The sequence below is a fragment of the Aliisedimentitalea scapharcae genome (assembly GCF_045277565.1).
GTDB classification, from domain to species: domain Bacteria; phylum Pseudomonadota; class Alphaproteobacteria; order Rhodobacterales; family Rhodobacteraceae; genus Aliisedimentitalea; species Aliisedimentitalea scapharcae.
In genome coordinates, this window is sequence record NZ_CP123584.1 from 3,909,968 (window position 1) to 3,936,582 (window position 26,615).

Genomic DNA, 26,615 nt, shown 5'->3' on the forward strand with positions numbered 1-26,615 from the left:
TTGTGCGTTATAACGCACATGATGTAGCGTGCGTTATAACGTCCGCAACCCTACCGCATGGTCAGACCGAGAGAAACCCGGATCTTGCGTTTGGACAGGACAGACCTGACAACCAGCAGAAACGGCCCTAATGTCGGCCGCAATCGACTCGACAACAGCCCGTCGCGGCCACAAGGGAACCAGCGAAATGCCAATGTACCGATCAAGAACCTCCACCCACGGCCGCAACATGGCCGGTGCGCGCGGCCTGTGGCGGGCCACCGGCATGAAGGATGACGACTTCGGCAAACCGATCATCGCCATCGTCAATTCGTTCACCCAATTCGTTCCGGGCCACGTGCACCTGAAGGATCTGGGCCAGATGGTCGCCCGCGAGGTCGAAGCCGCAGGCGGTGTCGCCAAGGAATTCAACACCATCGCCGTTGACGACGGTATTGCCATGGGCCACGACGGGATGCTCTACTCCCTGCCGTCGCGCGAAGTGATCGCGGATTCAGTCGAATACATGGTCAACGCCCATTGCGCTGACGCCATGGTCTGTATCTCGAACTGTGACAAGATCACGCCCGGAATGCTGATGGCTGCCATGCGCCTGAACATCCCGGCAATCTTTGTCTCCGGCGGCCCGATGGAAGCCGGCAAGATCGACATGGCTGATCTGGACCTGAAAAAAGTCGACCTGGTCGACGCCATGGTGGCCGCAGCCAGCGACACCTATACCGACGAACAGGTGCAACATATCGAAGAGAACGCCTGCCCGACCTGCGGGTCGTGCTCGGGCATGTTCACTGCAAACTCGATGAACTGCCTGGCCGAGGCGCTGGGTCTGGCGCTGCCCGGCAATGGCTCGACCCTGGCGACGCATTCCGATCGCAAGCATCTGTTCCTGGAAGCCGGTCGCAAGATCGTCGAGATCACCAAACGCCATTATGTGGGCGAAGAAAAAGGCCTGCTGCCGCGCGAGATCGCGACATTCGAAGCCTTTGAAAACGCCATGAGCCTGGACATCGCCATGGGCGGATCCACCAATACGGTTCTGCACCTTTTGGCCATCGCCCATGAAGGCGAAATTGATTTCACCATGACCGACATGGACCGACTGAGCCGCCAGGTCCCCTGCCTGTGCAAGGTCGCCCCCAATACCGCCAACGTCCATATGGAAGACGTGCACCGGGCGGGCGGCATCTTTTCGATCCTGGGCGAATTGTCCCGCGCTGGCCTGTTGCATGGAGATGTGCCCACGGTTCACACCAGCTCGATGGCCGAAGCGATTGCCAAATGGGACATCAAGGTCGCCAACAACCCCGAAGCCGAAAGCCTGTTCAAGGCAGCACCCGGCGGCGTGCGCACCACCCAGGCGTTCAGCCAATCCAACAGGTTCAAGGAATTGGACACCGATCGCGAAACCGGGATTATCCGAACCAAGGAACACGCGTTCAGCCAGGACGGCGGCCTCGCGGTACTGTTCGGCAATATCGCTTTGGACGGGTGCATCGTGAAAACGGCTGGCGTGGATGACAGCATTCTGAAATTTACCGGCACGGCGCATGTCTGCGAAAGTCAGGACGCCGCTGTCAGCGATATCCTCACTGGCAAGGTCAAGGAAGGCGCCGTGGTGGTCATCCGCTATGAAGGCCCCCGCGGCGGTCCCGGCATGCAGGAAATGCTGTATCCAACCAGCTACCTGAAATCCAAAGGCCTGGGCAAAGCCTGTGCCCTGTTGACCGACGGACGGTTCTCAGGTGGCACATCGGGGCTGTCGATTGGCCATGTGTCTCCCGAAGCGGCCGAAGGCGGTACAATCGGGCTCGTCGAGCAGGGCGATGTCATCGAAATCGACATTCCGAACCGGACAATTCACCTGGCCGTTGACGATGAAACGCTGGCCACCCGCCGGAGCGCACAGGACGCCAAAGGGTGGGTACCTGCCGAACCACGCAAACGCAAAGTGTCTACCGCGCTAAAGGCCTATGCCAAACTGGCCACCAGCGCCGCCAAAGGCGCTGTACGCCAAGTGTGACGCACGCACTCCGGCCCGTTTTCCAGCGGGCCGGAGCCGCCGGGCCAAAAACTTTTCGGGAAAAGTTTTGGCCAAAGTTTTAGCAAAACTTTGGCACCGCGGCATCAATCGCCGAGCTTTGCATGCACTTCGTTCAAATCGATTTCTCCTATCGGCATCTTGTTGCCAGGATTCTCGACATCATATTTGAAAAGTTCAAAGTCCCGTTTGAAGATCTCATAAACCAGATGCATTGACAGATCGTCGAAATAATCTTCGACCGGGTGCAACCGCTTGGGCCCATGCCCCTCGCTTTCGTTGAACCGCGGAATATCTCCCAGATCGACCGGATGTTGGGTTTCGATCGAATCCAGAACCTCCTGCATGCCTTCATTGAACTGTTCGGTCCAAATGATCTTGTCATAGGTTCCGCCGTTCCAGATAAAGGTCGAGACATGCCCTGACATGGCCGACCAGTGAATATCAGGCTCCATCGGCCGGCGAAACCGAATGCTGTCGCGAACAAACAACAGAAACCGGCGAAAGCTCTTGATCTGGTCGAACTCCTGCTTGCCGTCGTCGCCGCCAACCTCGATCCCGTAATCATAAATCAGCTTGGGCACCAGATTGCCACGGTACCGTTTGCCGTTGCGTTGAATGCCACAGATCTTGTCGAAAAACGAACTCAGGATCCGGGTATAGGGGTTGCGCACACAGGTGAACGCATAGGACCGGTGCCCCTGTACGTTGCGGGTGATCGGCCCCTGGCTGCCTTCCAGCGCCCATTTGTGAAGCCCGGTCTTGGCATCATGAATATCGCCATCAAAAAAGACACCATGATCCGAATAATGCAGGATTTGACCAATGGTGGAACAGGCACATTTGGGCACCACCCGATACACAACACTTTCGCTTTCGGTCATCCAGGTCCCGGGAAATCCCATATGCGTGCTCTCCTCTGATGCCCCTGCCCCATAACGTAGGGTCAATTGGGTTGCTTGTTTGTCTGACAAATTATCTTGTTTATTCAATCACTCTCAACCTTTATCAAGGTAAACAATGACAAGAAACCGGAGTGCTTCGTTTCCGAGATGGCAAAAATCGCCTATATCCTGCTTTGCCACAAGGACCCTGAGGCCATTGTGAAGCAAGCCGAACGCCTGACGGCGGCCGGTGACTACATGGCAATTCACTTCGATGCCCGTGCCAAACCCGAAGCTTACAAGCTGATCCGCGAGGCTCTGGCAGACAACCCCAATGTCACCTTTTCCCGCAAGCGGATCAAATGCGGCTGGGGGGCATGGTCCCTGGTTCAAGCGACGCTTTATGCCGTAGAGGCGGCCGTCGAGGAATTCCCCCGTGCGACCCATTTCTACATGTTGTCCGGCGATTGCATGGCAATCAAGACCGCAGAATATGCGCATCATTTTCTGGACAGCAACGATTACGACTTTATCGAGAGTTTCGATTTTTTCGAAAGCGACTGGATAAAGACCGGGATCAAGGAAGAACGGCTGACCTATCGCCATTACTTCAATGAACGCACGCACAAGAAACTGTTCTATGCCGCATTCAATCTGCAAAAACGATTGGGTGTTTCGCGCGAGATCCCGCATGATATCCAGGTGCAAATCGGATCCCAATGGTGGTGCCTGCGTCGGCGCACGGTCGAATGGATTCTCGAATTCACCCGCACCAGAAAAGACGTCATGCGTTTCTTTCGCACAACCTGGATTCCGGATGAGACGTTTTTTCAGACGCTTGTACGCCATCTGGTACCAGAAACCGAAGTCCAGGCGCGCACACTGACGTTCCTGATGTTCACCGACTATGGAATGCCGGTGAATTTCCATAATGATCACTATGACTTGCTGCTCAGCCAGGATTTCCTGTTCGCGCGCAAGATCAGCCCCGAAGCGGTCGAGCTCAAGGCCCGACTCGGGCGACTGTATGCGGCGCATGATGTCGATTTCCAGATTTCGAACGAAGGCCGCAGCCTGTATAAATTCCTGTCCGGCAAGGGGCGGATCGGACGCCGGTTTGCCATGCGGTTCTGGGAAACGGAAAGCACGCTTGGGCGTGAACGCGAACTCCTGATCGTCGTGTGCAAGAAATGGCATGTCTCCAAACGGATCCTGGAACAAATCCGTCATGTGACCAACATTCCCTGCATTGAATACCTGTTCAACGAAGAAGGCACCCCTCTCCCCGATCTTGGGGGTATCCAGTCGTCGCTGGAAAAACGGACCCGGCATCGGCGCGCCCTGATGCGCATGTTATTTGAATATTATGAAACTGATCGGTTGCTGGTCTGCATGGACCCGTCCAATCTGGACTTGCTGCACGACTTCTTTTCGGACCGCTCCGTCACCCGGATGCTGCACGTGGAATGTGAATTCACCGATGAATATCTGATCGGGCATGCGCACCGTGTGGGGTTGGCAGGCGAACGCACGCCGCAGGCCACGCTGGAACGGCTGCTTCCCACAATCCGCAATGACATCGTGCACGAGGCCGATCGCATCCGCGATGCCGGCTTTGCCCGCCATTATCGGGTTCACCAGTCCGACAGCCCGGAAGAGAATGCGGGCAAATTCCAGGACTTCCTGACCATCCCGCCCGATCAGGCCCTGCGCCTGGCCCAAACCGACCATTTGTTCGCGGATTGACCGGCGGGTTTCTTGCCCGCGGGGGCAGAATCGCCCGCCCTCGCCCGCCGCAAAACCCGCTCCACGTCGCAAAACATCCTGCGGAATTGGCTTTGCGGCACGGCCAACAACCGCTTGGTCGCTTCCCGACCCGGAGTCTTCGCAATTGGACTTTGCAAGGGACAAGAGGATACGCTAACACTGAATGATCCGGCGCCGGATTTCGGCTGCCAAAGGGAATCCGGTGTCACGGCCGCAACGCTGTCATTCCGGAGCCGCCCCCGCGACTGTAAGCGGTGAGCGCCTGTCCAATTGCCACTTGATCCTTTTGGATCGGGGAAGGCGGGCAAAGCGCCATGATCCGCGAGCCAGGAGACCTGCCGGGTAACGAACGTACAACACCGTCGGGTGCGACGGCAAGGAGAAGACAAAATGAACGCGCAAGCGACCACCGTTTCCCAGTCCCACAGCAAAGCCGGTTTTGGCATTGCTGTTTTTGCAGCTCTGATCGGTTTGGCCATCGTGTCGATCACCGGCCACGTTCAGGCGTCGACCCTGCACGATGCAGCCCATGACGTGCGTCACGCGACCGGCTTCCCCTGCCACTAAGCTGATGTTCACACGGATTTTGACCAGCGCGTTGTTCGCTGGTGCTGCAGCAGGGCTGATAACCGCCCTGCTGCAGTTGTATTTTGTACAGCCTGTTCTGCTGCATGCCGAGCTGTACGAAGGGGGGGATCTGGTTCATTTCGGGTCGTCATCAACGGTGTCGGCGCATCAGGACGTGAGCGGTTTTGAAGCCGTGCGCGACGGGTTGAGCGTGGTCTTTACCATGCTTGTCTACTCCGGCTATGCTATGGTTCTGGTGGCGCTGATGTCCCAGGCCGAAGAGCGCGGTGCCACCATCAATGGGCGCACAGGTCTGATGTGGGGTGTCGCGGGCTTTGTCGCTGTGCATTTCGCACCCGGGTTTTCGCTTGCCCCAGAAGTTCCCGGTGTTGCCGCCGCCGACGTTGGTGACCGCCAGATCTGGTGGTTCGCCACGGTGCTGACTGCGACCCTGGCCATGTGGTTGATTGCCTTTGGCAAATCCTGGACCGCCTGGGGGGCTGCTGCGATCCTGTTGCTGGCACCGCATGTGATCGGCGCACCGGAGCCTGCGGTGTTTACCGGTCCTGTCCCAACGGAAATCGGGGCCCATTTTGCCGCACGCGCCTTTGGCGTTGGCATGGTTGCCTGGGTTCTGCTCGGATGTCTGGCCGGATACTTCTGGCAACGCGAAGGCACAGGCTCGGCCAATGGTCAGGCCGCCTAAATCGCGGATTTGACCGCCGGTCCCTATCGCTCTGCGAGCGTCGCCACTCTTTGGGGGCGCTCGTCTCATTTTTTCGGACCCCAAGGACCAAATACCATGGATCGCTCCATTCCTCTCCTGCTGATCGGCCTCGTTTTTGGTGGCGGCATCGGCTTCACCATTGCCGCCGGAAATGGGATCACTTTTGACGGCCACGACCATGGCGACCCCGGCCAGCACGGCGGCTCAACAGCACAACATGCCGACGCGACCTCTGGGAACGGATCTGGGCACGGATCCGGCCACAACCACGACGAAATGGTGTCTGTCGCGGACGACGGCGCGGCACCAACGCTGACGCTCGCCGTGCACAAGGATCCTGCCGCTGGCTGGAATCTCAACATCCAGACAGAAAATTTCCGCTTTGCACCTGAAAACGCCTCGACCGCACATGTAGAGGGCGAAGGGCATGCCCACGTTTACATAAATGGCGTCAAACTGGGCCGCTATTACGCAGATTGGCTGCATCTGTCTGCCCTGCCCAAAGGCCAGGTCGAGGTCAAAGTGACCCTGAACAGCAATGATCACAAGATGCTTGCCGTGGGTGCCACACCTTTGAGCCAGACGCTGACAATCGAGAACTGATCACTCCGCAACGTTGCCGCCCCGTGCTGCCGTCTGTCGCGCGCGATCAGGCACCGCCTGGGCCGGTTTACCGGGTCAGGCGGTGCCTGGCCCAACGGGTCCTGGCGCATCTCTGATGCGTCTGGACCGGGCGGGAGCCCCCCGGGGCTGCCCAGTCTCAGCACAGGGCCGCGATCCGCCCCTTCAGGCAAAAGCGCAACCGACCACAAGGGCGCGCATCCTCAATCCACCCCTGGGGGGCGTCCAGATAGACCCCGACCGTTTCCAGAATATCCGACCGATCCGTCTCGGGCTGAACACCTGCAAAGAAATAGGTGGCCCGCCCTGCCCCCTGCAACGCCATCGTGGTCGGGTTGGCACATCCATTCAGACACGCCTGATCGCACAGCTGAACCTGTCCCGGCCAACGCAGGTCCAGCGCCGCCTGCAACCCGTCGCGAAACGACCGGTCCGCTGCCGACTTGCAGGTCGTGCACAGCACCAGTTGCACCTGAGTTCGGATCTCTGTCATCGGGTCGCTTACTTCGACTTCCAGCTGTCCAGCCACCGACGGATCCGGCCCCGGCGTTCCGAAATCGCATCCCCCGCCGCATAAAGACTGTCTTCGACATCCTCGATCATCGGATCAATACGGGCCTGCCGGAACCGGCGCCACCGCACCCAGATCGCCCAGACAATGCCAGCGAGAATCGTCAGAAAGACGATATTGAACCAGTTGACCGGGCTGTGATCGGGCCCCGCCACAGGTTTGATCGAAATCGCATTCGGAAAGATCGACAGGAATTCATTGCGCCAGCCATAATGCATGACCGACACCCACTCGGGATCCGATTTGGTCGAAATCCGGTCATTCGCTTCGGTATACAGGTTGGCGGTGTCGAACTTGAAATAGAACGGCCAGCCCCACCCGGTATCTTCGTTGCGATAGACAATTGCCCGGTTGCTGGGCCTCACCGCCTGAATGAATTGAACGTCGCGGCTGATCAGGTTCACCGACTGATCATCCGGAACCGCCCAAAACATCCGGGTCCAGTCGTTCAGCTCCTGTCGTTCTTCATAGGTATTGACGATCCGCACCGTGTCATGACTGGGCAGCGCATAATGCAGGACTGACCCGACGGTGCCCCAGAAAAGCAGAATGATCGCCCATTTGATATAGACCATGGTTTGAGGTCCTCACATAAAATTCCGAATATAGATCAAGGCCACGATACCCGCCCACGGCACGATATAGACCCCGAGAATAAGCTTGCGGCGAAACGAGGCATCATAGCGTTTCAACCCGCGTTCAACAAAGATATCCTTGTCGCCCTTCATGGCGTCCTTCTTGTCCCAATGCGCCTCAAGCTTGCCTTTGCGCACCGACCGGGAATAGAGCGACAACCCGATATAGGCAATCGTCTGAATGAACAGCAGGACAACAAGCAGGCGAAACAGCGCAAACATCTCAACGTCTCCTTACAGCACCCCAGGGACCGACGCGGTCGATCAGGTCATCGCGACGTCCCGGCTTTGGGGGCGGCTCCGGGGTGCGGCCGCTCATGTCGGGTTCATGTCCAAACAGTGCCGCGCGCGCGCCCGCCTTGTCCACCGCATATTCCGAGGCCAGAAACTCTGCAACATAGGCTTTCTTGGGCTCGGGCCAGGTGCTGTAGGATTCGTAGAACAGGGGTTTGTGGCAAATGAACAATTGGCGGATGTCCAACGGACATAGCTCTGCCAAAAGCATATTGACCAGATCCCGATCCGGCGTGTCCGCAGCGCGCAACGTATAAAAATACCCGGGGTGATCCGAACTGACCCGCGGCCACCCGCCGCCGGTTTCCGCCCAACGGACCATGGCAGCCAACAGATCGTATTCGACCGGCAATTCTCCAACATGCGCCCGCGCCAGCCGCCGCAAATCCGATCGCGACCGCCCGGTCAGATTCAGGCCCTTGCGGCTCAACGTATCCGCGACAATGAAATCCATCTTTTGGCGCAGGATCGCCGCACCATCCACACCGCGCGCCTTGACCACCGGTTCGGCCAACCCATTATAGTCCAGAAATTTGGCAATCCGGTTTCGGTCGCTCATGTCAAAGACGTATTTGATCGGCAGCTCCTCTGTCGGCCGTGGCCCGCTGGTGATCATCGCGGGGTGGTCCACCCCTTGAAACAGATAGATCCCGCCGAAATGCGCCGTCCAGAAATTGCGCTGCTCGAATGTTTCATGCTTCAGGTGCACAGGGTTGCGGGACACATCACCGGTCTGCTTGGCCGTTTCAATCATTTCGGCGATCAATACATCGTCAAACCAGCCATCCTCTTCGGTCTTGAACCGTTCGACCAGCCCGGCAAGGTGATCGGCCTGGGCAATGGTTCCCCTGGTCGTGTCGGCCTCGACCCGGATCTGACGGATGTCGAACAGGCGCGCAGGTGTCTCAACGCTGAACACCGAATTGACCAGTTCGCCCGCCACGGCATCTGTGGCGGTCAGGGCAAACAGCTGTGCCAGATTGCGCGCGATGAACTGCTGCAGGATATCCCGGCTGGTCGAAAATTTCGCGTCCAGCAGCGGCGCATTCTTCTGTTCGGGTGTGAGCAGAATGAACTGCCGATTGACCCCATTGGGATTGAGATACAGCGGATCGCCCAGCTCCTGCGCGATCTCGGGCGAAAACCCGGAGATGTCGACGTGAAAATCGCCAAGCCCGGTTTGCTTGCCGGACAAATGCTCCAGTGCCCGATTGTAACGGTCGATCAGGGCAGGGCTTGAGACATGGATCAGGTTACCAAACATCAACCCGGTCTGGATGAGACGTTTCACTTTGCTTTCCCTTCAGAAATGTCCCGGCGTAAAATGGCCCTACGCCTGTTCTCCAATTCAACCAGCCCCTGAAAAGGGACCGCTGCGGCACCCAATCTACCACCAGCCCAGTCTAAACGAACCACAGACCCAAATGATACATCACAGTCTGGCGCTCAATCCCAATTTTGCACCACGCAAACCTTCTCAGAACGCGGCAACGCGGGTTGGACGTTCGGGGCAACATCTCTGTCCGGTCGCCGCATCTGACGTTTCATGTTCCTGAAATAAATGAATTCAAAGAGTGGATTACAAGGCAACGCATCTTTTCGCCGCACGCTTTGCCCTATGGCTTGGTACTGCGGTTCCTCCTTTGCGCGCCGTATTGAGACAAGACAGCCCACCCAGGGACGCGCAGTAGGTGGCGGTGGTGGGGTGGTTTACAGCGGGCCAAGTGTGACAGGTTACATCCTCAGATCAACAGATCGAATGTGTCCGTTCCGATCTGGATGTTGATCGCGCTCTGACCGCCGCCATCGACCAGCGCCCAGATGATCTGTTCGGTGGGTTTGTAGATCACGAACGCCTCTTGCACCGTGTCATCGCCTGACCGTTCGCCCGCGTCATTGGCGGTATGGGCCAGGTTGACCTGGAAGTCGCCCGCCGTGGCGGGGACACCGCCCCAAAACAGCACGTCGCCTTCGGTGGACAGGTAATCCTGCAGCCAGTCCGATCCGTGGCCCTCGACACCGGCATGGAAGAACTTGTCCGCGCCAGAGCCGCCATTGATCCGGTCGCTGCCAAAGCCGCCGTTGACAAAATCATTGCCCGCGCCGCCAAACACCAGATCGGAAAACGCCGAGCCGGTGATCACGTCATCGCCGTCCTGGCCCTGCAGGTCATCAACACCCGCGCCACCGGCGATGGTATCGTTGCCCTCCTGACCAAACACCTGGTCGTTGCCCGCGCCCGCGTCCACGCTGTCATCGCCCGCTCCGGCAAAGACCACATCGCGCAGGTCAGCATCCGTGGCCCCGCCCTGAATGGTGTCATTGCCTTCGCCACCGTTCAGCGTATCGGCGCCATCACCCCCGTTGATGATGTCATTGCCGGCATTCCCGACCAGACGGTCGTTGTCGCCCAGACCGGTGATCGTGTCGTTGCCTTCGGCCCCGATCAGAACATCGCGCCCCGGTGTCCCCGTCAGGTTCAACGCGCCTGGCGTGATCGGACCTGTGGCAGCGCTGGTGACGCTTTCATCCGTTCCAAAGGTGTCCGTATAGGTGAACACAACCGAAATCTGGCGGCCCACATCGTCGGATGTCAGGGTGTAGGTTTCATTGGTGGCACCCGCAATCGGGGTGCCATCCCGCAGCCATTGTCCGGCTTCGGTCGATTCGTTGATCCCGTCGGCATCCGCAACCCCCGACGTATCCGCAGTGAGCGTATCGCCGCTTTTGGTGCCGCCCGAAATCGTCACGGCCCCGGTTGGCAGATCGTTGACATTGGCAACCGCAACCGTCGCCGCGCTGGTCACGGTTTCAGCCGTGCCCGCATTGTCGGTATAGCCAAAGCGGTACGACATCTGCGCCCCCACATCAGCCTGCGTCAGCGCATAGGTCGTCGCCGTCGCACCAGCCACCGCGACACCATCGCGCAACCACTGACCCGACAGGGTCGCCGCATTGATCCCATCCGCATCGCTCACACCAGAAGGATCCGCCGTCAACGTCCCCCCCTGCTCGGCCGTGCCGCTGATCACAACCGCTCCAACCGGCGCATCATTCACATCCGCAACAGCCGACGTCGGCGCGCTGGTCACGGTTTCATGGGCACCAAGGCTGTCCGTGAAGGTATAGACCACGGACAGGCGTGAACCGACGTCCTCCTGGGTCAGGACATGGCTGGATCCGGTGCTGCCGTCGATATCGACACCGTCGCGTTGCCATTGGAACCCTTCGGTGCCCGCCACGATCCCATCCGCATCGCGGACCGATGAAATGTCGGCCACCAGGGTCCGCCCCTGCACCGGGGGCAGACCGTCAATGACAACCCCACCTTCCGGCGCAGCGGACACCGCCTGCAGCTCATAGGCTCCCAGGTCGACGATACCGCCATTGTCCACATCGGGTAAATTGATGGCGCGCGGCGCGCCGGTGGCGTCGGTCTCCACGCCTTCGAATTGCCTGCCCAAATCCAGCGCCGGATTGGTGACACTGGGGTTCAACGCGACCGTCTGAACCGGCCCGCCATTGTCGGCCAGGACACCACCGCCGTCGGGTCCCACGGCAGCAAACACCTGTTGTGCGTCCCCACCCACCAGGTTCTGGCCCTCCTGCGTGATGTCACCGGCAATTTCCGCGTCCGTGCCCGCAGAATTCCCCAGAACCAGAGACAACGTCAGAGTGGACGTCTTTGACGGCAGATTATAAATCCCGCCGCCGCTCTGCGTTGCCGAATTTCCGGTCACGGTGCTGTTTTGAAGCGTCAGGCTTCCCCGATTGTGAATTCCGCCACCATCGCCATCGGCAGCATTATCCGCAACCGTGGTATTCATGAGAAACAAACGCCCCAGATTATAGGCACCGCCGCCGCCCAAACCACCTTTGACGTTGGAGGACACGGTGCTGTCGGTCAGATAGACATAGGCGCTGCGATCGGTAAAAACACCGCCATTCTGGTTGCCTGACAACGTGCTGCCATCAAAGTACACCCTGGCGACTTGTCCGGCAAAAACACCGCTGCCACCATTGGACAGGCTTGAGACATTGGTCAATTGAACCGTTGCTCTTGTCGGGTAATACCCGGATCCAAAGTTCCCGTGGACGCTCAGCCCGTTGCCCTCGTTGTTTCTGCTGACAACATCGTTCACATGCAGATCGGTCGCCCCTCCATAGCCAAAGGAACTGAACACGGACAAACCCGCCCCGCCATTGTCGAACATCTCGCTGTTGCTGACGGTTGCCGTGTCGCAGTTGTACAGGCGCAAACCAGAATTGTCATTCCCGTACAGGGTCAGGTTTGAAAGGCTCAGGGTTTCAACACTGTTGAAAACCAGACCGTTTCCCGCACCGGTCACATTGATCGCGCTGACCGACACGACGTCGCCGCTGCTTTCAAGCGCCGTATAACCGCCATTGCCGTCCAACGTCAGATCGGCCGTGCCATCCCCGTCAAAATCCCCGCTAAGCGTGATGCTGGACGACGACACCAAAGGCGTGCCATCCAAAACAATTGTCGTGTCATTTTCAAACGCTTCGCCGACCCCGGAGGCAAAAGAAATTACGCTGTGATCCGGGTCAAGATCAGCAAAGGCAAGCGCCTCTCGCAACGACGTCTGATTGTCAAAGGGGTCGACCACATCCAACGCGGTCGTAACCGTCAGGCTGCCCGGTTCGACAGGCGGAAAATCACCCTGTGCCTCGACAGCACCTGAATCGGCAACCCCACCGTTATCCACCCCAAAATAATCAATGACGCGCGGTGCACCCGTCGCGTCCAGGTCCAAACCCGTGATCGCGTCGCCAACATCTATGGCGGGATTGTCCGCCGTCTCCTTCAGAGCGACGGTCTGAACCGGCCCGCCATTATCGGCAAGCGCCCCGCCACCATTGGCGTCCAGAGACTGAAACACGTCCGATACGACACCCGAAACAATGGTACCATCCCGGATTGCAAAGGCATCGCCATATGACTCGCTGCCAGTTGCCGCTGAATTTCCCAGAATGATGGTATTCGTCGCATCCGCACGACCCGAAACATAGGTCCCACCCGTATACAGGCCACCGCCAAAACCGGTTGCCGTGTTCCCGGTAATCGTTGTGTGGAACATCGACACAACGTCGGAATTGTAAATCCCGCCACCATCGCGCGCCGCATTGCCCTGTATCGTGGTATTGGTCAGGCTCAGCGTGCCGCTGTTGGAAATGCCGCCGCCCCCAAGGTCGGCCGTATTGCCCGAAACCGTGCTCGACTCGAGCGTCAAGTTGCCCGAATTTCGAATCCCGCCGCCCGCAGTGACCGCAGTACTGTCGCGAACCGTGCTGTCCCTCAGGATCACGGTGGCGTCTTCGGAAATGGCAATGCCACCACCGGAGTCTGCATGCCCCCCAGCGACGGTCATTTCCGTCAACGTGACCGCGCCGCTGACGATATTCAAAACCCGGTCAGAGCCGCTGCCCTGCAAGGTGATATCGGCACCGGGAACGTCATTGAGTCCACCGTCCAGCGTCACATCCTGGGCAATGTCCAATTGCCCCAGAGACAACGTGATGGTTTCGCCGGCCAACAGCGCATCAAATTCGATCAGATCCGCCCCCGATGACGTTTCCGCCTGCTGCACGGCCTCGCGCAGCGACGTCACCCCGTCTGTCGCGTCGATCGTATCCAGATGTGTTGTAACAACGAAAGAAGCCATTTGGTCTCCGATTTTTACGGGTCAAAACGAATTGCAAAAAATATTGGACGCGCGTTAATTCCGCTGTGCACCCCGCCGCAATTGAAAGCGCCGCATTCAATTCTGTCAACCAGCCGCGCATGTCCGGCCATTTATTTTACAAACTATTTATGTAGGCAGTCTCACCGACCCGATTCAATCAGAAATATATCACTGTATCGGCAAATATAACAGCCTGCCCAGTGTCGCACTTCACCGTGATTTTCCCGCTGATATTGGCCGTTTAATCCCTTTGACGCCAGCCGCCTCCCGGCGCGGCCCCATCCAAAATCTCTATGGATCAATGACGCCCGGACGGTCAGGAAAGACAGCAGTCCCAGCTTTCCGCCGTGTGTCCGCGGATGGCTCCCGGTTTTCGGGCGGATTCGAAACAATTCGAAACGCGCTGGATTTCTGCAAATCCTGCCAAAACGCCTGTTGCGAATATCGTTCGAATAAATCCGGGGGCAGGATGGTTTCGCGCGGGCGGGGTTTCACCTCAGGGTGGACACGATGCAGCCCGTCCAGACCCAGGGTCTGGTCAAAGGTCGGAGCATCAAAGTCTATGGCCTTGAAATCATGTTCAAACGGGTCTTCACCCAGAAATTCATAAATCAACTGAAAGACTTGGGCCGGTTGATGCACAAGCAGGTCGTATTCAACGATAACCAAACGATCCGCAAATTCGGAATAACACGCCTCTCTCAGGGCGTGCCACGGATAACCAACCAGACTGTTGGCCTGTGCCAGCGCGGCAGTCCGCGTATAAACGGTCGATCGCTCCCCCTCTGTCTGAAAAAGACGCGTGTGTTCAAATGCATTCTGGCGGAACTGCCGTTCCATCGAATCCATGATCCACGCCACATCCCGGACCAGACACACAACTTTTGCATTGGGAAAAACCTGCAACAGCGCGGGGAGCTTTGCGGTCCATGCCCGGTTGGTATCAAAAATCACCTCTTCTGTCTGCTCGGCATAATAGCTGTCGAACAGCCCGCGCAGCAATCTGGCCCGCTGGGCCTGGGTCACCATGGTGCTCAGCTCGGTTCCCGCCGAAACCTGCGCAATCATGCCGTCGAACAGGCTGGCAATCGGGCTTGTCATTCCGGCATGAAACCGTGGGTTCTGGCGCAAAGTCGCAGCGGCCAATGTGGACCCCGAACGTGGCAATCCAGAAATAAAGTGAAACTGTCTATTGTCCATTTTTCTTCTCATTTCAACGGTGCCAAATTCAGATGTCACCGAAACCGAATTGGACCTGACCAATTGTCTGTTCATCGGTTCAACTCATTCTAAAAATTGTACATCGGACCGGATACAGTCGCAATTTCTTAGATCAAAAAGACCGGCGCATCCAAATTCGGCAATTGCCACGCGGCCCTATCCGTTTTGTTGACCCCGGCAGGTTTTATTCCTCCCCTTTGTTGCACCGCCTTTATGCAACGGCCCTGGCGCGCACGGGCCCGAAACAACAGCGGCAGCAGCTCAGGAGGTGCTCCCCAAATAGCGCCGCTTGGCCTCTGCCTGACGGCCAAAATCCCGCACCATCGACTCGATCGCAACCTCGTCTGATTTATCGGCATAACGGAATTCGCTATCGGCATAGCGATTGATTTCCTGGATCACCATTTCGACAGTGATCGGAACCCGAAGCTCCGAAATCATGGCCATTTTGGTGTCATAGTCGCGGAACAGAAACAGTTCTGGGTTTTCCATCCACGCGTCCGGCAGCTCGAAATCCATCGCCCGGACCTTGACCGCATCGGTGATATTCTTGATCGCACGACCGGTAAATCGGTCGTCGGCATCCTGAATGGCCTTGAGATAGGTTCCCAGCTTGGCAATCGTATCCAGGTCACCGATCTGATCATGGACCCTGTCAAAGACCGCCATCAGCCCGGCCTCCTGCGGTCTGGAATGGGCGGCAAAGCTGCGGGCGACGGCCTTTTTGATTTCCTGCGCGGCATAGGCATCGTGTTCGCCCAGCGGGATGTCGTGGTTGCGGCCCATCAACAGGTTGAGGATGTCGATGTAATCCTCGCGCGTTTGCGGCCCATCAACCAGAAACCGTGCCCCGGCGCGCTGACGCAGGGCATCATCGACGTTTTCAGGATAATTCGAAAACATTCCGAACGTGCAATTGCCCCGCACTACGGTATTGGCCCCGGCAAAGCTCTCCATCAGAACGGCGGTGATTTCCAGTTGCCCGGCCGATGACTGACGATCACCGCGTTTGCCGGCCAATTGGTCGATATCGTCGATGGTGCCGAACCCGATCGCTGCGGGGTCAAGGATCGTGTTGATGAACGCCTTGGCGTTCTGGCCGGATTTCCCCTGATAACTGTCGATGTTTTCGGTGCTCAGGTTCTGATAGCGGAACGGATAGCCCGCGACCTTGCAATACTCATTGATCAGCCCGGCCATCATCTGGATCAAGGTGGTCTTGCCCGTCCCCGGTTTGCCATCGCCCATAAAGGTGAAAATGAAGCCGCCCAGTTCGGCAAACGGGTTCATTCGACGGTCGAAATCATAGGCCATCAACATCTTGGCCAAACGCATGGCCTGATATTTGGCGATATGGTTGCCCACCACCTCGTGCGGTTTTTTGAACGTCATGGTCAACGTGGTGGATTTGGCTTTGGTTGCCGGTTCGAACCCGCGAAGGGTCAGATCATCCGCCTCGATCCGCCAGGCCGCCCCGGTAAACGGGACAAGACGCGGGGCGGTCTGTGCCCTCAGCGCGGCCTTTTCCATCACCTGTTCGCCATAGGCGGCCACGGTGGCGGCCATCTGGGCATCGTCCTGCGCATAAAGCGCCAGCTTCTGGTCAACCTCCCACAGCGCCCCATGCAACGCGAGCTGGGCGTTATCCGTCAGAAACTCTTCGGCTTCCCCGGTTTCGACCTGCGTTTCTCCCAGATGCGGGGCCAGCAAAAACGCCACCGCATTGGCCCAGACATGGGCCACAACCAGCGCCTCGGCGCTGAGAAGATCACCGAACTCCGACTTGCGGTCCGCGGCCAGGGCACCGGACAAATTGGCCCGTTTCAGATCGCCCAGCCCAGAGGCATCGCAAAACTGTTCCCCCATCGCCAGAGCAATCGCCAACGCCCGGCGCAGGCTGTGCATGACCGTGGCCTGAAGCGGCGAGGTCAAGGGATCACCACCGTCCGCGGCCTCGATCCGCTCGATCAGATGGACCCCTTCGGGTCGGGCGGTCGACCGGGTGACCAGACCCGGTGTCGTGGATCGAAACCGGCGCCGGGGGGCAATGCCGGAACTGCGTTGCTCGGCCTTGGCGGGCGTGCGCGCTTTGGCGATGCGCGGCGTGTGATCAAAGCCATCCAACAGGGCGGCGGCGGCATCGTAATGCGCGCGAATGTCGTCTTCGCGCAATTCCATCTGATCGGATGTCAGGCTCATGAGGTAACGCCCCTCCTCTTCATCTCGCTCAAAAAACTCCCGCCGGAGGCTTGGTCCGGCAGGACCAATCAATATCGCAACACCTGGCCTGCTGCGCTCACCACGTATTTGCGCACATCGGCAAAGCCCGGCGGGTTCAGGTCCACCAGCACCTGAAACGGGCGTTGCGGCACAATGATTGACCGCTGTGTGCGGGTCGCCCCGGTGTCCGCACCGCGACCGCCAAACGGGTCCAACGCAAACACTTCGCGTTCCACGGTCGAAAACCACCCGGCGCGCTCTTCGTTCACCCGTTCGCTTTCCAGCTCTTCCAATGTCCACGCCAGGGCCCAATCCTGCCCCTCCGGGGCCTGCGCCTGTGCCAGAACCTGCCGCAGGGGTCCGCTTTGTTCGGTATAGGCCGAACTGTACATCGGCCCCACATGCAACCGGCGCAGCCGTTTGGGGTGCAGATCATCAAAATCGCCATCAAACCCCTTGGCAATCGTCACCAGCTTCAGCGCTCCCAGGGATTGCGCCATCAGATGCGCCTGGACTTCGGGCCAGCGGCGTTGATCTTTCGGCAGCGCCACCTTGCCGGAATCTTCCAGCTCCATCATGTAAATGACCGGCAGGTTGATCTGGCTGTCATAGACCGCCCAATGCAACAGGAACCGCCGCCTGTCCCCATCATTGCCCAACCATTCACAAACCGGATCATTGCGGGACCAGAACAGATCCGCCCTGAGCAGCTCCTGATAATAGAGCCGCTGCGACAGCGCGAATTGCAGCTTGGTCGGCAGCTCCCGGTCCGAAATGATGGTGCGCGCCATCTGGTCCTTCAGATCGCTTTCCGACGGCATGTTCTCCAGATGCCGGGCCGCCTGTTGGGCATCATTGGCCATCGTCATCAGCTCTGTCACCACAGGAAAACCGCTGTCGCGTTTGTCCATCGCCAGCGACCCAAAAAACCGTCCCGTTTCGCGCCCCACCAGCAGGTATTTCATGCTGAGCGCCCGAAAGGTATAAGTCAGCGATGTCAGATACCCGGTCAGAACTTTGACATCCGACTTGCTCAGCGCACCATCGGCCTGCATATACCCCGCCACCCGCGCCAGATGGCTCGTAATCGCCCCGAACTTGCGAAAATACCGGCGCGAGGCAAAGGTATCGGTCAACCCGGCATGGTCCACAGACGTATGCGTGCGGTCTGTCATTGGGCGCGCTGGCAATAAGCCACGTCGATCTTGTCCTGATAGCGTTTGACCTCAAAGCACCTGAAATAGCTTCCCGCCATCTGCCCCTCCACGACACGCCAATGCGTCATGATCACTTCGCCGCGCTCGGTCTGGCCGATCGAAGATCCGACAAGATCCGCGCCAGCAACAGCGAGCTTGGCCGAAGACATGCCTTCGACCGTATTCCAGGATTGTTCAGCCATGCCCTGCCCAGCGCCCAGCGCTACGGCTGCGCTGAAAACCGTCAACAAACCGCGCATGTTCACCCCCCATACAGGTTCTTGTCGTGTTTCTCGACAATCTGCGAAAACCGGCGGGCGAACCGTTCGTCGGCCTTGGCTTTTTTCTCCAACACGTCGCGCGCGAACACCATATGGTCCTCATGCGCCTCCAGCATGTCGGCCATCTTCTGGTTGGTCGCGGTGCCGATGGCGGCCATGGCGGTTTGCGCCTCCTTGTCGGTCTGCACGCCGATTTCGTTGATGCGATGCGCAATGTCCTGCTGCTGTGCGGTTTTCAGCGATTTGGTCAGCGCGTCATACAGCACCACCCGCTGGGCCGTGTCGGTCTGCAGCTTGTTGATCAGCACCAACTGGGTCGCCGCCTGATTTTGCAGCGAATCCACCCAGGTCTTGCCCTTTTCGATATACCGTTCCAGCGTCTGGGATTTGGCCAATTTGACCTGCTCGTCCTGGACCAGGGTGTTGTATTGGGTATTCAACGCCGCCAATTCAGTTTCCAGCTTGGTCCGGCTGGCCGCGTCCTGTTCCACGGAAATCTTGTTTTCCAGCTCAATGATTTTTGGGTCCATACCCAGAATGTCCGCCCGCACCTTTTCCAGCTCCGAAACGGTGACTTCGCGGTCATCCAACGTTGAACTCAGGTTGGTCTGCACCTTTTCCCGCTGCTCTTCGAGCACCGACAGCTGCCCTTGCAACAGCTGCACGATGACGTCGGACTTGGCGATCAGGTCCTGCAATTTGTCGTCGATATTCGCAGTGCGCATCCGCTCTTGGCGCAGCGAATCCGATTTGCCCTTGCTAAAGATGCCGACAAAGCTCTCCCACCCGGTTTTCGACCGCATTTCGTCGAAATCCTTGGAAAAGGCGCTGGTCACATCGTCCAGCCCCATGATCAGCTCCGCAATATTGGCGTTCATGACTTCGGTATGGGCGTGTACGTCTTCCAGCGTGGCATTTTCGATGTCGATACTGGCGTCTTCCCCCGCTTCGATCTTGGCGCGGGCGCTTTCGATCCGGCTGGTCAGACCTTCGATCTGCGCCTGTGATTCCCGCACCTTGCGCTGACTCTCTGCAATCATTGCCTCGAACTGGGCCCCGGCCATCAATCCCTCCTGTTACTGCGTGTGCCGCACTCTATGAGATAGGAAATGTTTATCCCTTTTACATCCCTCAGGCGGCTGAAATCTCGAAAACAAACTCGCAGATACTGTGGCAAACACAGATGAGAAAAGAAAGGGGAATGCGCGTGCGCCTCTGTCATGGCCCGGTCGCGCCCGTCTCACCCAAATTGCTTTTCTGTGTTAAGGTGTCCCTAGAAGTCATTTTAACAGGAGCTTGAAATTCAATGTGCGACATCTGTGTCATGAATGCTGTAAAAGACCGAATGATAACCCGCCGGACCTTGTTCACAGGTGCGGCCATGGCCGGTGTGGCCGCGACATTGGGCACCGCCCAGACCTCCCCGGCGCTCGCCATGGGCCATGGCAGCGCCCAGGATATGACCCATACGCTCAGCGCTGATTTTCCAACCTATTTCGGAACGCCCGGCATGTCGTCCGATCAGCCGTTCAATTTCAAGGAGCACGGCTTCAACGTGTTCAATCTTCAGATCAATGAACACACCGGCACCCACATTGATGCACCGCTGCATTTTTCCGCCGACGGGGCATCGGTCGATGAAATCCCGGTCAGCCAGCTGCTCGCACCGCTGTGTGTCATCGACATCGCAGCCAAAGCCGCCGAAAACCCAGATGCTCAGGTCACGCCCGACGACATCAAATCCTGGATCAGCACCCATGGCGACATTCCCGCCAATGCCTGCGTTGCCATGCATTCGGGGTGGGGCAGCAAAACCGGCACCGACGCGTTCCGGGGGTTTGACGGGCAGGCCATGCATTTCCCGGGTTTTCACGTCGAAGCCGCCCAGATGCTGATGGATGAAACCGGCGCGACCTCGATGGCGGTGGATAGCCTGTCGTTGGATCACGGTCCCTCTGCCGATTTTGCGGTGCATTATGCCTGGTTGCCCTCTGGCCGGTTCGGCATCGAAAACCTGGCCAATCTGGACAAGGTCCCGGCAAGCGGCGCGACCCTCGTCATCGGCGCACCAAAACACAAAGGCGGCTCAGGCGGACCAGCCCGCATTCTGGCCCTGGTCTGACCCGCCAACACCGCGCACATGCGGCACTCGAATGCGGCACGCTCAGGCCGCGGAATCGTCTTCCCCGTGCGCGGTGACGGTGCTATATCCTGTGCGGGCTCACAGGCGATGGCGTCGCCAAAGAGCACGACTCTTGCCCGCCCCCACGCTCCTGTACGCCGGGACTTTCAATCGGGAGATTGAGGGCCCCGCCTTTCGTCTCCCCCAATACAGGAGGCGCTCCATGGCCTGGTCGCCGGACAAAACCGAAGTCAAAAGCTGGAATGAATGGGACACGCTGCGCCACGTGATTGTGGGCCGCGCCGATGATTGCCACATCCCGCCCGAAGAACCCGCACTGGACGCCAAAGTCCCCGAAGACAGCGACATGCGCGGTCAATGGGGCCGCCGCCCGCAGGAAACCATCGATCGGGCCAACGAATTGCTGGACAATTTCGCCGATCAGCTGCGCAAGCGCGACATCAAGGTCGACCGCCCGGTCTCCATTGACCATGCCCAGCCCGTGACCACCCCCGACTTTCACACCGACAGCCAATTCGGCTGTATGCCGCCGCGCGACGTGTTGCTGACCGTGGGCCGCGAAATGCTGGAAGCAACGATGTCCTATCGGTGCCGGTGGTTCGAATACCTGAACTATCGTCCCCTGCTGAAACAATATTGGGAGGAAGACCCCCGGTTCCGCCACGAGGCCGCGCCAAAACCGCGCCTGACGGATGCGGATTACCACCCCGATTATCTGAGCGAAAAAATCGGTGACGCCAAGCGCCTGGAATGGGCCGCCGAAAAATTCTTTGTCACCACCGAAGAAGAACCCCTGTTCGACGCCGCCGACGTGCTGCGGTTCGGCAAGGACCTGGTGGTGCAGCACGGCTTTACCACCAACCTCAAAGGGATCGAATGGCTGCGCCGTCACTTCCCCGACCACCGTGTGCACACGGTGAACTTCCCCGGTGACCCCTACCCGATCCACATCGACGCGACATTCACGCCGCTGCGCCCCGGTCTGATCGTCAACAACCCCCAGCGTCGCCTGCCCGAAGACCAGCGCGAGATGTTCAACAAGAACGGCTGGGACATCGTCGACGCCGCCCAGCCCGCCCACAACACGCCACCGCCGCTGTGCTATTCGTCAACCTGGCTGTCGATGAACGTGTTGGTGCTGGATCCCAAAACCGTCTGTGTCGAAAAATCCGAAGTCTATCAGGCCGAACAGATGGACAAACTGGGCATGGAGGTCGTCGAGGTCGAGCTGCGTGACGCCTATGCGTTTGGCGGTGGTCTGCACTGCTGCACCGCGGATGTCTATCGCGACGGCGACTGCGAAGATTACTTCCCGAACCAGTAACGGCCCGGGTCAAAGACTGGAAAAGCCGCATCCCTGGATGCGGCTTTTTTTGTGCGCAACACCAACAACATGCGCACCCAAGAAAATTAAAATTTTCTTGGCCAAGGGTTTTACTTAAAACCCTTGGTCCTGTGGTCAGCCGACCACGTTGAACTCCGGGCCGTAGGGGTATTTGGTGATGTTTTCGTTGCCGTCTTCGGTGATCACCAGGATATCGTGTTCCCGATAGCCGCCCGCGCCCGGTTTGCCATCTGCGATGGTCAGCATCGGCTCCATCGAAATCACCATGCCCGGCTCCAGAACCGTGTCGATGTCCTCGCGCAGTTCCAAACCGGCTTCGCGCCCGTAATAGTGCGACAGCACACCGAACGAATGACCATAGCCGAATGTGCGATACTGCAACATGTCGCGCTCGGCAAAGAAGTCGTTGATCTTATGGGTGATCTCTGCGCAGGACGCCCCAGGCTTCAGCAGCGACATGCCGTATTCATGGGCCCCGACATTGGCCTCCCAATAGCGCAGCGACTCCGCATCCACCTCTTTGACGAACATCGTGCGTTCCAGCGCGGTGTAATAGCCGGAAATCATCGGGAACGTGTTCAGCGACAGGATGTCACCGCGTTCCAGAACCCGACCTGTGACCGGGTTATGCGCCCCATCGGTGTTCAGACCCGACTGGAACCAGACCCAGCTGTCGCGGTATTCCGCATCCGGGAAACGCCGGGCAATCTCCAGCTCCATCGCGTCGCGCCCCGCCATGGCGACGTCGATCTCGCGCACGCCTTCCTTGACCGCATCACGGATCGCAAACCCGCCGACATCGGCCACCGCAGCCCCCGCCCGGATCATGTCGATCTCGGCTGCGGATTTATGCATCCGTTGCACCATGGTCGGCGCATACAGATCGACGGTGTTTGACGGGTTCAGGAACGCATCCAGCTTGGCCTTTTGCATCAGGCTCAGATGGTCGCTTTCATAGCCGATCACCCGGCCCGAACCGGCCACGCTTTCGATCGCACGCCAATAGTTGTCGCGCTGCCAATCTGTATAGGTGATGTTGTCGCCATAACAGCGGCGCCACGGCTGGCCCGCATCAATCCCGGCCGAAATGGTGACACAGGCCGTGTCCGTCACGACCAGCGCATAGGGACGGCCAAAGGCACAATAGGTAAAGCCCGAATAATACGAGATATTGTGCATCGACGAAAAGACCGCAGCATCGACACCCTGGTCGATCATGATCTTGCGCAGACCCGCAACGCGGGCGCCATATTCGTCTTGGGAAAACTGCAAAGGAGCCTTTTCACCGTTGTGAAAACGGTAAAAATCCGGGCGCGCAGCCGCAGCATTGAGATCTTGGTAGCGAGGAATAGCAGTCATTAGTGACCCTCCTTCGAAAAAAGAAAGGTCCCGGCGTTCAGGACTGTTTGAATATGGGCCGTAACAGGGCGACGCCATCGCCCGGGCCTGCCCGGAACATCGGTCGAAACGCGCGTTCGGGCAAGCTTTTTTTGCGCGGGTCTATCCCGGATTTCAGATTTCGCCCAAAAGCGTCCGCACAATGTCGCTTTCAGCATCTGCCAAAGGGTCGATCACATCGAAATGGTGCTTTCCCTGGGCCACCACATGCCCCACCCCCCAGGATTCGGCCAACCAACGCGCCTGATCCAGAAACGCCGGGCGTTCGTCACCGCCGACCCAAACCACCACGCGGGCGCCGTGCCGGTCGGTCATTTCCACCGGGCTTTCGGCCTGGGCCGCGGCCGCGTCCATCAGGAATTTCTCGTTCATACCTGTCTGGATCAATGGGCGCAGATCGGACAGGGGTGAAATCGGCATGTCCATCTGGATCCGCTGACCCACCTCTGCGTCCAAGATGGATGGATCCAGCATACGCGCCACCAGATGCCCCCCGGCGGAATGACCGGCCAGAATAATCGGGCCATCAACCTCCTGGGCAATCCTGCGCACGGCTTGGGCAATCTGCCGGGTGATTTCACCGATCCGAACGTCCGGGCACAAATCATAGGACGGCATCGCCACCGCCCAGCCATGCGCCAGCATCCCGGCGGCCAGATGCGACCACGACGATTTGTCGAACGCCATCCAATAGCCACCGTGCACAAAGATGAAAACGCCCTTTGGCGGGCCTTCGGGCAGGAACAGGTCAAACCGATGCCGCTCCCCTGCACCATACGGAATATCCAGTCTGGCACGCGCACCCAACTGGTCGCGAAACGCTGCTGCCTCGGCTGCCCAGCGCGGCGGATAACTGGCCGCTTCGGGGATATAGGCTCCATTGGCATAGGCATCGCTCAGGTCCATGCGAATCTCCTTAACACGTTAAATTATTCTGGACTCATAGGTCGTACTGGACAACACTAACGCCAAATGCTTTGCATTCGCGAGACCAATTCCGGGAGGACCCCATGCTTGACGCAACAACCGATCTGAAATCGCTTTTGAAAGACCCCAGCCTGCTGGAAACGCGCGCCTATATCGGCGGCCAGTTCGTTGACGGTCAGGGCACATTTGACGTGACCAACCCGGCCCGTGGCGACGTGATTGCCCAGGTTGCCGATGTGTCGCGCGCCCAGGTGGCCGGAGCCATTGCCCAGGCAGACGCCGCCCAAAAGGAATGGGCGAAATGGACCGGAAAAGAGCGCGCCAACGTAATGCGCAAATGGTTCGACCTGATGATGGAAAACCAGGACGACCTGGGCATTATCCTGACCGCCGAAATGGGCAAACCTCTGGCCGAGGCCAAGGGTGAGATCGGCTATGGGGCCTCCTTCATCGAATTCTTTGGCGAAGAAGCCAAACGGATCTATGGCGAAACCATTCCAGGCCACCAGCGCGACAAACGCATCACCGTGCTGAAACAGCCCATCGGTGTGGCGGCATCCATCACCCCCTGGAATTTCCCCAATGCCATGATCACGCGCAAGGCAGGTCCGGCGCTGGCCGCGGGCTGTGCCTTTGTTGCGCGCCCCGCTGCGGAAACCCCGCTGTCGGCCATCGTTCTGGCGGTTCTGGCGGATCGCGCCGGCATTCCCGCCGGCGTGTTCAATGTGGTGCCTTCGTCGCGGGCCAGCGACATTGGTCAGGAATTCTGTGAAAACGACGCGGTGCGCAAGCTGACCTTTACCGGCTCGACCGAAGTGGGCCGCATCCTGATGCGCCAGGCCGCCGACACCGTGATGAAATGTTCGATGGAGCTGGGCGGCAACGCGCCATTCATCGTATTTGACGACGCCGATCTGGACGCCGCCGTCGAAGGCGCCATCCTGTGCAAATTCCGCAACAACGGTCAGACCTGTGTCTGTGCCAACCGGATCTACGTCCAGGCCGGTGTCTATGATGCCTTTGCCGAAAAACTGCGGGCCGCAGTCGAGAAGATGAATGTGGGCGACGGCCTGAACGACGGCATCCATTTTGGACCATTGATCAACGCGGAAGCGGTGGAAAAAGTGCAGGAGCACATCGCCGACGCCACGGCCAAGGGCGGCAACGTCATCCTGGGCGGCACCCCGTCCGAACTGGGCGGCACCTTCTTTCAGCCGACCATCATCACCGGCGCGACCCAGGACATGGCATTTGCCACGGACGAAACCTTTGGCCCATTGGCACCGCTGTTCAAATTCGAGAACGAAGACGAAGTCATTGCCATGGCCAATGACACGATCTTTGGCCTGGCGTCCTATTTCTATGCCAAGGACCTGAGCCGCGTGTACAAGGTGGCCGAAGCGCTGGAATATGGGATCGTGGGGGTGAATACCGGCATCATCTCGACCGAAGTCGCCCCGTTCGGCGGTGTCAAACAATCCGGCTTGGGCCGCGAAGGCAGCCATCACGGCATCGAAGACTACCTGGAAATGAAATACATCTGCATGGCGGTCTAAATCCCGGACCTTTGGCCCGACCCCACCCATCGGGGTCGGGCCAGACCCTCAGGGCCAGGCAGACATCATGCCTGCCTGCCCGATCTGCATCAGGCCCCTGGACCTGCCATTTGTGATGTCAATGTATCTATGGCCTGCGTCCAGGCGGCTTCTTCCTCGCGCGTCAAATCATCCCCCAACGTGTCTCGCAACGCCGCAATCAACGCGTTGGCGGCCGCATGATATTGCGCGGGTGCCACGCCAAAACGGGCATGGCTCACGGCCAGCCGGTCGCCCAGATCAGCAAAACTTTTCTGGTCGGACATGCTGCGAACCGTCGACGTCAGCATTGTCGTGAACATTTCTTTTTGATGAAAAAAATCCTTTTGAAACAACCCCCGTGCCTCGGGTACGACCTGAAACAGATGATGATAAAACCGGTCAGCCAATTCGGCCTTGCGCGCAAACGCCTTTGAAAAACTGTTTTGGACCAGTTGGATACTGGGGACATCCATTGCGATAAACCTCGTAAAATGC

Annotated in this window: 22 protein-coding genes and 1 riboswitch; of the genes, 8 read left to right on the forward strand and 14 right to left on the reverse strand. The window is 58.5% G+C overall.

The features are described from left to right. The first annotated feature begins 187 nt into the window (after positions 1 to 187). Positions 188 to 2,020: a dihydroxy-acid dehydratase gene (ilvD, locus tag QEZ52_RS18170; protein WP_406650557.1), complete on the forward strand. Its 1,833-nt coding sequence runs from the start codon at positions 188 to 190 to the stop codon at positions 2,018 to 2,020. 104 nt (positions 2,021 to 2,124) lie between these two features. Here ilvD and QEZ52_RS18175 read toward each other — a convergent pair whose 3' ends face one another. Then, positions 2,125 to 2,943 carry a sulfotransferase family protein gene (locus tag QEZ52_RS18175; RefSeq protein WP_406645889.1) on the reverse strand — a complete coding sequence of 273 codons (819 nt, stop codon included), beginning with the start codon at positions 2,941 to 2,943 and terminating at the stop codon, positions 2,125 to 2,127. Positions 2,944 to 3,090: 147 nt separating this feature from the next. On the opposite strand from QEZ52_RS18175, the gene QEZ52_RS18180 reads away from it, so the two are divergent. From QEZ52_RS18180 to QEZ52_RS18195, 4 genes are all read left to right on the forward strand, one after another. Beyond that, complete coding sequence (locus QEZ52_RS18180) at positions 3,091 to 4,668, forward strand: DUF5928 domain-containing protein (protein ID WP_406650559.1); 1,578 nt, start codon at positions 3,091 to 3,093, stop codon at positions 4,666 to 4,668. A gap of 173 nt (positions 4,669 to 4,841) precedes the next feature. Beyond that, positions 4,842 to 5,047: riboswitch (cobalamin riboswitch) on the forward strand. 32 nt (positions 5,048 to 5,079) lie between these two features. After that, entirely contained in the window at positions 5,080 to 5,256 is a 177-nt protein-coding gene (locus tag QEZ52_RS18185) for a CbtB domain-containing protein (protein WP_406645890.1), read from the forward strand. Positions 5,257 to 5,260: 4 nt separating this feature from the next. Next, positions 5,261 to 5,962, forward strand: a complete 702-nt coding sequence (locus QEZ52_RS18190; protein ID WP_406645891.1) for a CbtA family protein — start codon at positions 5,261 to 5,263, stop codon at positions 5,960 to 5,962. A 96-nt stretch (positions 5,963 to 6,058) separates the two neighbouring features. Continuing rightward, positions 6,059 to 6,586 carry a hypothetical protein gene (locus QEZ52_RS18195; RefSeq protein WP_406645892.1) on the forward strand — a complete coding sequence of 176 codons (528 nt, stop codon included), beginning with the start codon at positions 6,059 to 6,061 and terminating at the stop codon, positions 6,584 to 6,586. Positions 6,587 to 6,743: 157 nt separating this feature from the next. On the opposite strand, the gene QEZ52_RS18200 is transcribed toward QEZ52_RS18195, so the two are convergent. The 10 genes from QEZ52_RS18200 to QEZ52_RS18245 all read right to left on the reverse strand — a co-directional run bounded on the left by QEZ52_RS18200 (position 6,744) and on the right by QEZ52_RS18245 (position 19,794). Next, on the reverse strand, positions 6,744 to 7,133 hold the full coding sequence (locus tag QEZ52_RS18200) for a DUF1636 family protein (RefSeq protein ID WP_406645893.1): 390 nt from the start codon (positions 7,131 to 7,133) through the stop codon (positions 6,744 to 6,746). Next, complete coding sequence (locus QEZ52_RS18205; protein ID WP_406645894.1) at positions 7,106 to 7,750, reverse strand: DUF1523 family protein; 645 nt, start codon at positions 7,748 to 7,750, stop codon at positions 7,106 to 7,108. Before QEZ52_RS18205 ends, QEZ52_RS18200 begins: the two co-directional genes overlap by 28 nt. A 12-nt stretch (positions 7,751 to 7,762) precedes the next feature. Next, positions 7,763 to 8,032: a hypothetical protein gene (locus QEZ52_RS18210; RefSeq protein ID WP_406645895.1), complete on the reverse strand. Its 270-nt coding sequence runs from the start codon at positions 8,030 to 8,032 to the stop codon at positions 7,763 to 7,765. A 1-nt stretch (position 8,033) separates the two neighbouring features. Beyond that, a complete protein-coding gene (locus QEZ52_RS18215; protein WP_406645896.1) occupies positions 8,034 to 9,395 on the reverse strand; it encodes a DUF6638 family protein in 1,362 nt (453 codons plus the stop codon). 451 nt (positions 9,396 to 9,846) lie between these two features. Then, the gene (locus QEZ52_RS18220) at positions 9,847 to 13,791 is read right to left on the reverse strand and encodes a beta strand repeat-containing protein (RefSeq protein ID WP_406645897.1); all 3,945 of its coding nucleotides are present in this window, start codon (positions 13,789 to 13,791) and stop codon (positions 9,847 to 9,849) included. Positions 13,792 to 14,103: 312 nt separating this feature from the next. Continuing rightward, on the reverse strand, positions 14,104 to 15,012 hold the full coding sequence (locus tag QEZ52_RS18225; protein ID WP_406645898.1) for a sulfotransferase family protein: 909 nt from the start codon (positions 15,010 to 15,012) through the stop codon (positions 14,104 to 14,106). A 282-nt stretch (positions 15,013 to 15,294) separates the two neighbouring features. Continuing rightward, positions 15,295 to 17,232, reverse strand: coding sequence for an ATP-binding protein (locus tag QEZ52_RS18230; protein WP_406645899.1), 1,938 nt, complete (start codon positions 17,230 to 17,232; stop codon positions 15,295 to 15,297). A gap of 68 nt (positions 17,233 to 17,300) precedes the next feature. Next, the gene (locus QEZ52_RS18235) at positions 17,301 to 18,428 is read right to left on the reverse strand and encodes a hypothetical protein (RefSeq protein ID WP_406645900.1); all 1,128 of its coding nucleotides are present in this window, start codon (positions 18,426 to 18,428) and stop codon (positions 17,301 to 17,303) included. After that, positions 18,425 to 18,709: a hypothetical protein gene (locus QEZ52_RS18240; RefSeq protein ID WP_406645901.1), complete on the reverse strand. Its 285-nt coding sequence runs from the start codon at positions 18,707 to 18,709 to the stop codon at positions 18,425 to 18,427. The genes QEZ52_RS18235 and QEZ52_RS18240 overlap by 4 nt, the downstream gene beginning before the upstream one ends. A 2-nt stretch (positions 18,710 to 18,711) precedes the next feature. Beyond that, positions 18,712 to 19,794: a hypothetical protein gene (locus QEZ52_RS18245; RefSeq protein WP_406645902.1), complete on the reverse strand. Its 1,083-nt coding sequence runs from the start codon at positions 19,792 to 19,794 to the stop codon at positions 18,712 to 18,714. 242 nt (positions 19,795 to 20,036) lie between these two features. On the opposite strand from QEZ52_RS18245, the gene QEZ52_RS18250 reads away from it, so the two are divergent. Further along, positions 20,037 to 20,852, forward strand: a complete 816-nt coding sequence (locus QEZ52_RS18250) for a cyclase family protein (protein ID WP_406645903.1) — start codon at positions 20,037 to 20,039, stop codon at positions 20,850 to 20,852. Positions 20,853 to 21,075: 223 nt separating this feature from the next. Beyond that, entirely contained in the window at positions 21,076 to 22,197 is a 1,122-nt protein-coding gene (locus QEZ52_RS18255) for a serine/threonine protein kinase (RefSeq protein WP_406645904.1), read from the forward strand. Positions 22,198 to 22,332: 135 nt separating this feature from the next. Here the strand turns inward: QEZ52_RS18255 and QEZ52_RS18260 are convergent, their stop codons facing one another. Further along, entirely contained in the window at positions 22,333 to 23,577 is a 1,245-nt protein-coding gene (locus tag QEZ52_RS18260) for an aminopeptidase P family protein (RefSeq protein ID WP_406645905.1), read from the reverse strand. A gap of 153 nt (positions 23,578 to 23,730) precedes the next feature. After that, the gene (locus QEZ52_RS18265; RefSeq protein ID WP_406645906.1) at positions 23,731 to 24,522 is read right to left on the reverse strand and encodes an alpha/beta hydrolase; all 792 of its coding nucleotides are present in this window, start codon (positions 24,520 to 24,522) and stop codon (positions 23,731 to 23,733) included. Positions 24,523 to 24,626: 104 nt separating this feature from the next. Between QEZ52_RS18265 and QEZ52_RS18270 the strand changes: the two genes are divergently transcribed. Then, entirely contained in the window at positions 24,627 to 26,099 is a 1,473-nt protein-coding gene (locus QEZ52_RS18270) for an NAD-dependent succinate-semialdehyde dehydrogenase (RefSeq protein ID WP_406645907.1), read from the forward strand. Between the two features lie 89 nt (positions 26,100 to 26,188). On the opposite strand, the gene QEZ52_RS18275 is transcribed toward QEZ52_RS18270, so the two are convergent. Continuing rightward, positions 26,189 to 26,593 carry a globin domain-containing protein gene (locus QEZ52_RS18275; protein ID WP_406645908.1) on the reverse strand — a complete coding sequence of 135 codons (405 nt, stop codon included), beginning with the start codon at positions 26,591 to 26,593 and terminating at the stop codon, positions 26,189 to 26,191. Positions 26,594 to 26,615 lie beyond the last annotated feature (22 nt).